Source organism: Oceanobacillus massiliensis str. N'diop (assembly GCF_000285495.1).
GTDB classification, from domain to species: Bacteria; Bacillota; Bacilli; order Bacillales; family Amphibacillaceae; genus Oceanobacillus; species Oceanobacillus massiliensis.
Genome location: NZ_HE610977.1, coordinates 444,585 through 456,251, shown reverse-complemented (window position 1 = coordinate 456,251; position 11,667 = coordinate 444,585). Strand labels below are relative to the sequence as shown.

The following is an 11,667-nucleotide window of genomic DNA, read 5'->3' as shown; positions in this document are numbered from 1 at the left end:
TTAATAATATCTTAAAATGGGTGCATTTCTTAAAAGGAAATGTACCTATTTTATTTAAACTGTTTTGTTGTTTAAGATAAGTATCTGTAAACTTAACACGAACCAAGTTGATATCTAGTTATCCTCCGAACCATTTGACGAATCCAATGATTTCATAAAGTATGCTGTAGGCAGGAGGACACCAATCGCTGCTTCAATGATAGTAAAGAACCGGGCTGAACCAATTGGGAGCATATCTCCATAACCAATGGAAAAGAGCGTTTCACCACTGAAATAAAGAAAGTTCAAAAAGGTGGGGTCAATTGGTTCTCTGGTGGATAAATCTTGTACCAGTATGAGATCACTAGTTGACAGGACATAATACAACACTGCAAAACCTAGTAAAATTCCGGATAAGACAAAAAATAATTTAAGAAATAGAGACGTACTGAAATGGCTTTTTCGGTAGTCTTTATTTGCAAAAAAATAATAAAGATTTAGACCAATAAATACGATTGCTGCTCCAATTAAAAAGTTATGCATGTCGATCTCCCTCAGTTCTCTGGTATATCTAACGATACCCAAAACAGTCCACAGTAAACATCTATAATTTCAACAATTACTGTGTGTTGGAAGGAGATTGAAAAGCACATTTATAGAAAAGCAGATACTCCTGTCTATTCACTGTCCTCTAATAAACATATGTTGTAGTAAGTAGAAGGGAGGGTATGTAAATGTCTGTATATCGTAACCGTAATTGTCGAAAAGAAGATAACGTAGATGATGTGATGATACGCGCTGATGAAGTAATTATCATAAATGAAAATCAAAAACGCTGCTGTAATCAAACTTCACCTAGCAGAGATTGCAATAGCCAAAGGAGACCGGTCATAAACGCTGATCAGGTAGTTGTGCGTACAAATAATGTAAGGGGTGCAGAAGAACAAAACAATAACCACCGAAAATGCTCCCGCTGCGGAGGCTGGTTTTAGTTTTCTATTACTAGCTGTTATTTTGGCTTGCGAAGAATGGAGAAATCTGTTCTTCGCAAGCTTTTTTTAGGTCTTGCCAAACGACAAATTACTTAAATTAAAAATTGGAAAATAATAGGATTCAGCTGAGAGCCCAGTCAATCCTGTTAAAATTTTTGACTAAGAAGGGTGTGTATGGAAATGGAGTTATCATAACGATTCATCCCTCGACCAAAAGAGGATTTCAGTTCGTTCAGTTCCGGTTGGCAGCAGTGTCCCGTAAGGAATATTATTTAGATGCTTTGGAGATTTCTTTGGGAATTTCAGGAGGAAAATCAAGGAATCCTTAATCATATGGATGCCATATCACTTTTATTCATGTATCGTTTATTGTGATTTACAGACTTCACTTGCTAAATAACTTGGGGATTAGCCGTCCTTGCCGATTTTCTTTGTCTTTTTTCTTCTGCAGCTCGTGCATCGTCTCCAATAGCTTGGCGTCACGCTGCTTTAAGCTTTCGTCTATATAGCTTTGCTGCTCGAATCTTTCCATGAGTTCGCGGTGGTTATCCATATGTGTTTGCTTATCAGCTGCTTGTACCTGTCGCAGCTCCTGCAGTTCTCTCAATATCAGTTCATTATGCTCTTGTTGTTTGTCAAGGGCTGCGGCCAATTGTTTAAATCCTTCATACATTTGTGCAAACATAGGCGAACGATTTTCCTCTATATCTTCGTACTCGATAGTAGTGATCTCGACTGACCCTGTCAAAGCCTTTTCTATCATGCTTGGTGGTTCATTAGCGTCCTTCATCCGTGCAATCAGTTCAAAAAGCGCTACTGCTTTTTCGTCGTAACGTAATGTCCGCCCCTCTGTACCGCTGACAGTTGGAAGGTATTGTTTAAATTGATTCCGCCACTCCTGCACAGTGGTACGTGGCCGACCTAACTGGCGTGCTATGTCGGATAGGCTATAACTTCGCTGATAGTCATTAATTTTCATACAATCTTCTCCCTTCATAATATCCAGATCAGTTAAGCTATTCTGCACTTCTCTAAATTGCCGCGTTTATAATATATTCTTTATAAAAAGTATAAATCCTGCCTGAGATTGCTTCTATTTTTGTAAAATTCTATAAAAATAAACATCGAATTAAGAATCTAAATTCATTGTTTTAAGTTCGTTCAATTTGGAAATAGTCTTTATAAGGCATCTTAGAAAGAAAGGATTGAATAAAATGAAGAAGTTTAAATGGATTGGAACGATCCTGCTTGCATCCGGTTTGCTAGCTGCCTGTGGCGATGACCCCGGGCAAGAAATCGAAGAATCACCGACTCCACCTGTAGAAACGCCAGAGACCCCTAGTGAAGAAACACCAACAGAGAAACCGTCAGACACACCTGAAGAAGATCCCGCTGAAGCACCTGAAGGAGAATCTTCAGAGGAACCAAGCGGTGATGTGGAGGAAGATCAATCAGAAGATGGCTCAGATGATCCAAACGCAGAATCAGATGCTAAAGATGAAGAGAATAGTGAACAGTAATCGTTACTAACAAATAGACAGACCTCCATGGAGGTCTGTCTTTTGGTGAAGGGCTGTCTTTATTCTGCTTTAGAAAACGAAGCGCGACCATCAGCCGATTCCAGTGACGATCAGTATTTCGAAATATGGCTGCACAGTCCAATGCTAGTAACATATCAATGTTTCCAAAGCTTGCATAAAATTTCCAGGCTCTCGGTTGTGCGAATTGAAAAGGCAATTAAAGTTAATCAAATGGAATTTTTGGACGAGAATAAGAATATGTAAATAATAGGGGAATTGATTATCCCCTTGGGGCTTGTCCTACTAATAAGGACTAACCGTTTCTGCCCTTATCAAATGTTTCATGAATAATTTCTATAACGTCTTCATCTTTGTCATTATGTTGATAATTCTTCACATTTATCATCCCTTTCAATTATACAATCTCCAATTCTGAGGTGACTTATACATGAAAGAAATAACCATTCAGCTTAATGACAGGACATATGAGCATATAAAAGAATTTACGGAGCTGGAAAATCTAATTAATCGCCACCGGGATAAACATCGGAATGATGATTACAAGGTTGAAGAATTCATCATTGGCAGTATCATTGATAAAATAGAACAAATAAGGCACTTTGATTTAATCAATCCTTTTTTAGGCAATGGACAGCCAATCATTAAAAATCGATTTAAAGAAATAGCTCGACAGAAAAATATTTATATTAAAGACGTTGCTGAACAGCTGAATATGCAACCGCCAAACATTAGTAAAATTTTCAACAATGTTTCTCAGCCGCGCTTGGAATTGTTTATCAAAATATGGCTGGTGCTTGGTTCCCCGCCATTACAACAGTGCATTTATCTAGAACAAGATTAAGTTATATACTTAGTCTTTTTTATTTTTGTAAATTTATGTAATAGGACAAGCACGAGTCGACATATCTTGAAACATAATAAAAATAACGCTAACATATCAAAAACGTTATGCCGATATCATGACACTATTTCAAGCGAATGCCATTTAATAAAAATGACTGTGAAATCTGTAATGAGCGAAACGATGTGTCTCCTGACTTAAAAAGGGAAGGGGGAACGACAATGACAGTATTCGAAACGCTTGTTTTGATGATTTCATTTGGGTCATTGCTGGTTGCGGTATTGTCAGACCAAAAGAAATAGCTGTTTTGAGGTCTTTAGACATTGGGGATAATCTATGCCTGCCAAATGCGAGTGAACATAAGTGAGTCTTGCCCAATTAGGGGAAAGTGGAAAAAATAGAAACAACTAATCATGAATCTGTACTTGTATGAAGTTAATATGTATTCTTTAAACGAAATGGTGAAATAACGGTGCTGTTCATTTTCCTTTAATCAAATCGTTTATTCTAGTTATGCAAAAAGAAACCAGGAAGGAAAAAACTTCCCTGGTTTCTATAATAATTATTCTGCTGATGCTGGAATTGCTATTTAGATTCAATTTTGGAAAAGGCATAAGTTCAATCTGCTTCGGTAATGCCGCACCTAGGAAATTATCTTATCCATAAAGTAAAGAAGACATACCTAAATCAAGAAAGAAAGGATATCCTCTTTGTTTTTATAAGGTTCCAGATTTTGAATCATCTGGATTGACTCGTCGATATACAAGTCTCCTTCCTGCCAGTCTGCAGACTGAATCTTATCGGTACTGAACGTGTAATATTTTGGTGTTAATAAGCTATTGTTGGTTTCAACGATAATATGTTCAATCATCCAGGTTTTATCATTGTAGATGAAGTCAGCAACAGTACCGAGCTTACCGCCATTAGCGTGTACTCTGAAACCGATAGACGCATCTTCGCTCCTTAGCGCTTTGTTCGGCTTATCATCTTGTAATGGTTCGATTTCTTCCGCTGTTGGTGGTTGGGTACCATTTCCTGCGTAGACTCCTCCAGCCGCATACATCACATTACCACCTAAATTTCCCCAGCCATAATATTCGTTTATCCTTTGCTGATGCTCCCCAGAGACATTCGTATTTTCGGATACATCTGGACTGTTCCTGATTGTTTCTTTGTCATATTTCACAGCCAGTTTCTTTTCTGCCTCATTCACTTCGACAAAAGAAGAAGGCGCTAACAGAATCTTCCTTCCTGGAAGCCATTTTCTGGAATCTATACTCGCGTAGCGTATGGACCAATTTCTGTCATCTACATATAAATCATTAATCTTACCAAGCTCACCGTCAGTTGCATCAATATTATAAGTTTTCAATTGAGAAGTGTAATATAACAATTTCATCTCTCCTTTATAGTGGTCTATACCCTTTCTTTTCTCAATCTAAAACAAACCATGGATCTGTAAGTCAGAGGCTAAATGATTGACCATATAGTCGCTGTTTCAATTAAAATCTTCTCACTATTTAATATATGTACTTTGTTTTGATTTATTAGATGTAATATTTTATTGGAGATACTATTGTAAGCCATGTATTATGGTGGAATTTTTATCTATATAATGTTCCCTGTTGGTTATATTACGATTAGGAGGTGAGAAAAAGATGGATAAGAAAAAGCAGCAGCAAGAAGAAAAGATGAATGTGAAATTGGGTGGGATGGGTCTTTATGGGACAACCTCCAATATGGAAATTGCAGGTTATAAAGCTTCTGGTGATATTGAAAATGCCGGTAATTTAGATAAAGGGTTCCAACGAAAAGAAGAAGCTGAAACTGACCCGGCAGCCTCTATTAAAGAAGATGGTCAAGAGGATTATTGAGATACATTTTTATTTGAATTCAAATATAATTGGATAGGCGCATATTCGAATGATGAAATATGCGTTTTTTTGCAGAGATCCTAGTCCGATGTTTTATAAGATTCAATCTGCCGGCTTCTTTTCGAAGTACAGGTCAAGATGAGTAGAACAACCTGGATTGAAAGCTCTTCGGCATAAAGGGCATGAATAACCGCTGTTTAGATAGTCTCGGATTGTAATTTCCTCACCGCATGAACCACATAAGATAGCCTTTTCTTCAAATTTGTTCTCAGGCCAAATAGCCATTTCTCTACATCCATATTCCTCATGACATTTAAAGCAAGGGAAATATTCATTGCAGCAGTAGAATTTTATTGCAATCCGGTCATTATCGCTGAAATAATGCTTGCAGCGTGTCTCTCCATCGATAGCTCCTTTTACATTAATAGAATGAATCATCAATTAGATCAGCTCCTTTGATTGTTTCCTTAAGTTTAAATGAAATCTGTCTTTTTTTAAACTATTGTAAAATGGTCACAAGACTATCTCCTTATAAGCTCTAATTTTCTGAGTATTATCTCTTATTTTTACAATTTATGCAGGATTTCGTCAAGCATTTACAGAAAATGACTGTTATGAAATTAAAAAAATGGAGGGATGATTATGAAACGAAAAATTTTAACGTTTACGGTAGCAGGCTCACTTATCTTGGGAGGGATTTCTGTTGGCTCCCCAATCGCAAATGCAGTGGGGAATGGTCCTGGTTATGGCGGAAATGAAACGATTAATACGTCCATCTTGCATACGTATGATGAAATGGTCAGCTTCCTGCGAAAACAGGATTTAAAACAGGATCAGATGGAAGTGGAAGTCATTGGGCAAACAGTAAAGGGAAGAGATATCCATCTGGTAAAATATATGACCAATCTCGATAATCCAACAATACTGTATTTAACGCAACAGCATGGAAATGAACAGCTGACGACAGAAGGAACATTGGAATTCATTAAGCATTTAGGAACTGGCAAGACGAAGGGAATATTGGATGGTGTCAATATTCTGATTGTACCCATGCTGAATGCAGATGGAGCAATGGGGGATGTTGATTTTTCCTTGGATGATTATATTGCAGACGGTGAACGTCATCTGACCCGCTATAATGCAAATGAGGTTGATTTAAATCGTGACCACGTTGATAAGATTCAACCAGAAACGAATGCACTGCATGACAATGTATTAGCAAAATATGATATTGATTACATGATCGACCTGCATCATCAGGGAGCTCGCAGTGAGCGGGATGGCGAGCTTGTATCCGGCTCAATTCTATATCCAACTACAGAAAATGCTGATCCAGCGCTAGTCCAGAAATCCAAACAGTTAGGTGCGGTCGTATTCAACGAAATCGATGCAACTGGATGGGGACATATCGGAAAATATAATGGAGGGTCTGCTGAAACCATCAGCCGAAACGGGATTGCAGTAGAATATGGCATTTCTACATTATTATTTGAAATGCGGGGTATGTCAGATCACTATTACGATTCTTATGTTCTAGGGCAAAAGAGTAATGGCTATTTGATTAAACAAACCGTAAACACACTAACTGCCACTGCAGAAGCAATCTCTGACCGATCCATTGAGCAGCAGGATGTTTCCTTTTGGGATACATTATCCTATCAGAATACAAGGCCAGAAGAATAAATTAAATACATTAACACACCGCTTTGATTTGCTGTCAAAGTGGTGTTTTTTGTGGCTGTATTATCTCATTTACCGATATCAGAAATTACTCCATTACTGATTTTACATTGCTCGATTGATTCTGATTTATTATATTAAAATAATTTGGTGCAAACAGCAATAATAGTAATTATTATAGATAATTAAAGGAATTTGGAGTTATTCGCAGGAAATATCGATTGTTCACGTATACATGGTGTTTTATATTAAAAGAAGTCTATGGTATGATTCGATTTATTGAATTTGAACTTAACTTTTGTGAGAGTCGGAAGTTACTATATATTTTTTACGATAAAATTCTATAAAGAGGGTGCACAATTGAACGTACAGCAATTAAAACAGGAGTGGTTTGGAAATATTAGAGGAGATATACTGGCAGGTATAGTGGTAGCCTTGGCCCTTATTCCAGAGGCAATTGCCTTCTCTATTATCGCGGGCGTGGACCCAATGGTTGGTCTCTACGCCTCATTTTGTATTGCGGTGGTAATGGCTTTTGTTGGTGGCAGACCAGGTATGATTTCAGCAGCAACTGGTGCCATGGCTTTAGTTATGGTTAATCTGATAGCGGAGCATGGGTTGCAATATTTACTGGCAGCAACCATTTTAACAGGTGTAATTCAGATTTTGTTTGGCGTTTTTAAACTGGCAAAGGCAATGAAGTTTGTTCCTCGTTCCGTAATGACCGGATTTGTAAATGCCTTAGCGATCTTGATTTTTACAGCCCAATTGCCACACTTTGAAGGCGAATCATGGATCATGTATGCTCTGGTAGGTTTGACATTGGCAATTATATACTTATTTCCTAGAATTACGAAGGTCGTCCCATCCACATTAGTGGCAATTGTCGTGGTTACATGTATTGTTATATACGGGAATATGCATATCGGAACGGTTGGCGATATGGGAACAATTACCCGAGAACTGCCGGTATTTTTCCTGCCAGATATCCCAATTTCACTGGAAACTTTGATGATTATCCTTCCATACTCTTTATCGTTGGCAATTGTAGGGTTGGTAGAATCTTTACTGACGGCTACTATTATTGATGATATGACAGATACAGAAAGCAACAAAAATAAAGAGAGCCGTGGTCAGGGGATTGCAAATATAGTGGCTGGTTTCTTTGGCGGGATGGCAGGCTGTGCAATGATTGGACAATCGGTTATTAATGTTAAATCCGGCGGCAGAGGTCGTCTGTCTGTACTTATAGCAGGAGTGTTTCTTATGTTCCTGATTGTAGTATTAGGTGGATTGGTCGTACAAATTCCTCTTGCTGCACTAGCAGGTGTCATGATCATGGTAGCGATAAGTACATTTGACTGGTCATCTGTTAAAAACCTCGGAAGGATTCCAAAAACAGATGCTATCGTTATGATTACAACTGTAGCGGTTGTTCTGGCAACACATAACTTAGCGGTTGGAGTCTTGGCAGGGGTATTGTTAAGTGCCATATTTTTTGCAGCTAAGATATCTAAAATTAAAGTGACTGAAGAACTTGTGCTGCGTGAACAAAAGAAGATTTATCATGTAGAGGGTCAACTTTTCTTCGCATCTGTCAGTGACTTCCCAAGTAAATTCAATTTTGATGATTTCATAAAGGAAGTTGACATTGACTTAACAATGGCCCATTTATGGGATGATTCTGCAATTGGTGTGTTAGATAAAATTGAAATGAAATTTGCACAGAGAGATATTAAAGTGAACTATATTGGCTTAAACGATGAAAGTAAACAATTGAAAAATCAGATGGCTGGTCTTTCTGATGCTTCCGGTCATTAACAGGGACCAAATGCAGCATCTTAATTTTGATAATGGGATTCATAAAGCTATCCGGCCTTGGTGACAAAAAAAGTGAACCTAACTTGAAGGAGTTAGGTTCACTTTTTTGTTTGATTCTATTAGTAAAAGACTATTCAATAAATCTCGTTACTCACTTTTAACGTCCGTTTTTCTTCGGGAAATCTAAATCAATACACTTTGTCCCCGTTAAATATTGAGTTTTTAACAACTACATAATCGACATTGCGAATATGTTCCAGTTTATTGCCGCCCGCATACGAAATTGAAGATTGAAGGTCCTGCTCCATTTCAGTCAATGTATCTTGTAGGGACCCTTTATGCTCCACAAACATTTTCTTGCCTTCTACATTTTTCTTTTCGCCTTTTTGAAATTCAGAGGCTGAACCGAAATATTCTTTAAAGAGTTTCCCATCTTTTTCAAATGTTTCTCCAGGTGATTCTTCATGGCCTGCGAAAAGGGAGCCGATCATGACCATGGACGCACCGAATCGTACGGATTTAGCAATATCCCCATGTGTACGAATACCACCATCAGCTATAATTGGCTTACTTGCAGCCTTTGCACACCAGCGAAGTGCAGCCAGCTGCCATCCACCTGTTCCAAATCCTGTTTTGATTTTCGTAATACATACCTTACCTGGTCCAATACCGACCTTGGTTGCATCTGCTCCAGCATGTTCGAGTTCTCTAACGGCCTCAGGGGTTCCTACATTTCCTGCAATAACAAAACTTTCAGGCAGATGTACTTTAATGTGCTTGATCATTTCAATCACTGCATTGGAATGCCCGTGTGCTATATCAATTGTTATATATTCAGGTGTTAGCCTTGCTTCTTTTAATTGGTTGATGAATTCATATTCTTCTTCTTTTACCCCAACACTGATAGAAGCAAAAAGTCCGCGCTCCTGCATATCCTGAACAAAGGATAAACGCTTTTCAGGATTAAAACGGTGCATGATATAAAAATAATTATTTTCAGCTAAATAAATAGCATTCTTTTCATCTATTATAGTTTGCATATTGGCTGGCACGACAGGCAGTTTAAATTCCCTGCCGCCAAAGCTTACAGTTGTATCACATTCAGAACGGCTGTCTACTACGCATTTTGCAGGAATTAACTGTATATCTTCGTAATCAAATGCATTTTCCATATTTAACACTCCTAAAAACGTATATTATTAAAAACTTTTTATTAAATGTTCGCCTTTAGTAATTTAACGCATTTTTAAATGGAAGTCAATGTTTATGGTTTTGACTTGTCCGAAGAATAAAGTTCTAGTAAACTACTCTAGGTGTATTTGCGGTGTCGGGCTAATACTCGAGGGAACAGGCAGTCATGTTTCGGGCGGGAATCAGCTGGCTCACTGAACAGTGAAATCCGAATGTAACCATACTCGAGACCCATTCAAATATGGAAATAAACTTTACCATATATTACCTAAAATATTAGGTGTATATTACAAATATCGATAATTATTTACATATTTATTCCGTACCTTTAACCTAAAATAGTACATAGTTTACATACAATACTAAACACATGGAGTAATTTAATATGAAAAAAACAGGATTAATGATGATTGTTACGCTAGTTCTGAATATGATGTTCGTCCCCCAATCGTTTGCAGATTCATCACCCCCATCGCCAGAGATAGAAAGTGAAGCTGCTATTTTACTAGAAGCCAATTCCGGGCAAGTTCTTTATGATAAAAATGCCAATGCACAAATGTATCCTGCAAGTGTTACCAAAATAGCAACAGCTATTTTTGCTATCGAAACCGGAAAGCTGGACGATGTGGTCACAGTGAGTGAGAATGCCAGCGCCAGAAATGTGGAAGGTACAACTGTTTTTCTGGAAGAAGGAGAAGAAGTTCCATTAAAGAAACTAATTCAAGGTTTATTGATTAATTCAGGTAATGATGCGGGAGTTGCGATAGCAGAACATTTGAGTGGAAGTGTAAGTCGGTTTTCCAAAGAACTCAATACGTATTTGGAAGATGTGATTGGTACAACACAAACTCACTTCGTTAATCCGCACGGCCTGTTTGATGAAAAACATCTTACAACAGCTGCTGATTTAGCAAAAATTACACAGCATGCACTAAAAAATGACGATTTTAGGAAGATTTTCGGTACAAAAGAATTAGAGTGGTACGGGAAAACCTGGAACACTACCATTCAAACGCATCATAAGCTGGTAAAAGAAGAAATACCTTATGATGGCGTGACGGGAGGTAAAAATGGCTTTGTATCCTTGTCCGGATATACGCTCGTAACGTCGGCGGAAAGAGATGGTGTGAGTTTGATTGCTGTTACACTAAAGAGCAGCACAGACGATCAGGCATATAGCGATACTATTAATCTGCTGGACTATGGTTTTGAGAATTTCAATACATCCAGCATTGGAAAAGGGGATATGTTTCGTGTTGAGGGTGAGGAATACACGGCTACTCATAATATTTCCTATACATATTCACCTGACGATGACATCCATAAAATTATGGAGGAAGACGGCACACTCAAAATTGTAAATCAGCGCAGGGAAATCGCTTCGTTCCAGTTAGAGAAAGTGAATGATGAAAGCAGTGGAATCGTCAATAAAGCATCTGCTAAAGGATCATCTGACAATCAGAATGGAAGCTCTATTTTTGACAAGGTCTTATCTGGTCTCCCCGTTTTCATAATAGCGCTTGTACTCGTGATGATTCTTTTGTTGTTCGTCAAAATGATTAAAAGAAAGTTCAATAAAAACGATAATTACTTTTATTGATTGTTTAGATAAAAAACGGTCAGTCACCGGAAACCCTCCTGATTCATATCCTATCAGGAGAGTTTTTTATATAATCTTGAGTTGACTTACATTGACATTGTTTGAATATTTGTTATATACTCTATTCAACAAAGTTGAATGAAAATAA

At 37.7% G+C, this 11,667-nt stretch carries 14 protein-coding genes; 9 read left to right on the top strand and 5 right to left on the bottom strand.

Features of this window, described 5'->3' with window-relative positions:
- Nucleotides 1–114 precede the first annotated feature (114 nt).
- Nucleotides 115–522: a potassium channel family protein gene (locus OMHG_RS07845; RefSeq protein ID WP_010649855.1), complete on the bottom strand. Its 408-nt coding sequence runs from the start codon at nt 520–522 to the stop codon at nt 115–117.
- A 191-nt stretch (nt 523–713) separates the two neighbouring features.
- On the opposite strand from OMHG_RS07845, the gene OMHG_RS07840 reads away from it, so the two are divergent.
- On the top strand, nt 714–971 hold the full coding sequence (locus OMHG_RS07840) for a hypothetical protein (protein WP_010649853.1): 258 nt from the start codon (nt 714–716) through the stop codon (nt 969–971).
- Between the two features lie 385 nt (nt 972–1,356).
- Here the strand turns inward: OMHG_RS07840 and OMHG_RS07835 are convergent, their stop codons facing one another.
- Nucleotides 1,357–1,950 carry a MerR family transcriptional regulator gene (locus OMHG_RS07835; protein ID WP_010649850.1) on the bottom strand — a complete coding sequence of 198 codons (594 nt, stop codon included), beginning with the start codon at nt 1,948–1,950 and terminating at the stop codon, nt 1,357–1,359.
- 235 nt (nt 1,951–2,185) lie between these two features.
- Between OMHG_RS07835 and OMHG_RS07830 the strand changes: the two genes are divergently transcribed.
- The 3 genes from OMHG_RS07830 to OMHG_RS18300 all read left to right on the top strand — a co-directional run bounded on the left by OMHG_RS07830 (nt 2,186) and on the right by OMHG_RS18300 (nt 3,655).
- Complete coding sequence (locus OMHG_RS07830; protein ID WP_010649849.1) at nt 2,186–2,491, top strand: hypothetical protein; 306 nt, start codon at nt 2,186–2,188, stop codon at nt 2,489–2,491.
- A 448-nt stretch (nt 2,492–2,939) separates the two neighbouring features.
- On the top strand, nt 2,940–3,353 hold the full coding sequence (locus OMHG_RS07820) for a helix-turn-helix domain-containing protein (RefSeq protein ID WP_010649847.1): 414 nt from the start codon (nt 2,940–2,942) through the stop codon (nt 3,351–3,353).
- A 137-nt stretch (nt 3,354–3,490) separates the two neighbouring features.
- Complete coding sequence (locus tag OMHG_RS18300) at nt 3,491–3,655, top strand: putative holin-like toxin (protein WP_154648228.1); 165 nt, start codon at nt 3,491–3,493, stop codon at nt 3,653–3,655.
- A 380-nt stretch (nt 3,656–4,035) separates the two neighbouring features.
- Here the strand turns inward: OMHG_RS18300 and OMHG_RS07815 are convergent, their stop codons facing one another.
- Complete coding sequence (locus OMHG_RS07815; RefSeq protein ID WP_147629031.1) at nt 4,036–4,725, bottom strand: PRC-barrel domain-containing protein; 690 nt, start codon at nt 4,723–4,725, stop codon at nt 4,036–4,038.
- 286 nt (nt 4,726–5,011) lie between these two features.
- On the opposite strand from OMHG_RS07815, the gene OMHG_RS07810 reads away from it, so the two are divergent.
- On the top strand, nt 5,012–5,227 hold the full coding sequence (locus OMHG_RS07810) for a hypothetical protein (RefSeq protein ID WP_010649845.1): 216 nt from the start codon (nt 5,012–5,014) through the stop codon (nt 5,225–5,227).
- Between the two features lie 102 nt (nt 5,228–5,329).
- Here the strand turns inward: OMHG_RS07810 and OMHG_RS07805 are convergent, their stop codons facing one another.
- Entirely contained in the window at nt 5,330–5,581 is a 252-nt protein-coding gene (locus OMHG_RS07805; protein WP_336884686.1) for a CHY zinc finger protein, read from the bottom strand.
- Here OMHG_RS07805 and OMHG_RS19335 point away from each other — a divergent pair.
- The 3 genes from OMHG_RS19335 (at nt 5,534) to OMHG_RS07795 (ending at nt 8,728) form a co-directional block, all read left to right on the top strand.
- On the top strand, nt 5,534–5,686 hold the full coding sequence (locus OMHG_RS19335; protein WP_336884687.1) for a hypothetical protein: 153 nt from the start codon (nt 5,534–5,536) through the stop codon (nt 5,684–5,686). The two genes, OMHG_RS07805 and OMHG_RS19335, sit on opposite strands and share 48 nt — an antisense overlap.
- Before the next feature lie 183 nt (nt 5,687–5,869).
- Nucleotides 5,870–6,910 (top strand): M14 family zinc carboxypeptidase, encoded by a 1,041-nt coding sequence (locus tag OMHG_RS07800; protein ID WP_010649843.1) that lies wholly within the window; start codon nt 5,870–5,872, stop codon nt 6,908–6,910.
- Nucleotides 6,911–7,267: 357 nt separating this feature from the next.
- On the top strand, nt 7,268–8,728 hold the full coding sequence (locus OMHG_RS07795; protein WP_010649841.1) for a SulP family inorganic anion transporter: 1,461 nt from the start codon (nt 7,268–7,270) through the stop codon (nt 8,726–8,728).
- A 188-nt stretch (nt 8,729–8,916) separates the two neighbouring features.
- Here OMHG_RS07795 and guaC read toward each other — a convergent pair whose 3' ends face one another.
- A complete protein-coding gene (gene guaC, locus OMHG_RS07790) occupies nt 8,917–9,900 on the bottom strand; it encodes a GMP reductase (protein ID WP_010649840.1) in 984 nt (327 codons plus the stop codon).
- Nucleotides 9,901–10,304: 404 nt separating this feature from the next.
- Between guaC and OMHG_RS07785 the strand changes: the two genes are divergently transcribed.
- Nucleotides 10,305–11,519 carry a D-alanyl-D-alanine carboxypeptidase family protein gene (locus tag OMHG_RS07785; RefSeq protein ID WP_010649839.1) on the top strand — a complete coding sequence of 405 codons (1,215 nt, stop codon included), beginning with the start codon at nt 10,305–10,307 and terminating at the stop codon, nt 11,517–11,519.
- Nucleotides 11,520–11,667: the final 148 nt, after the last annotated feature.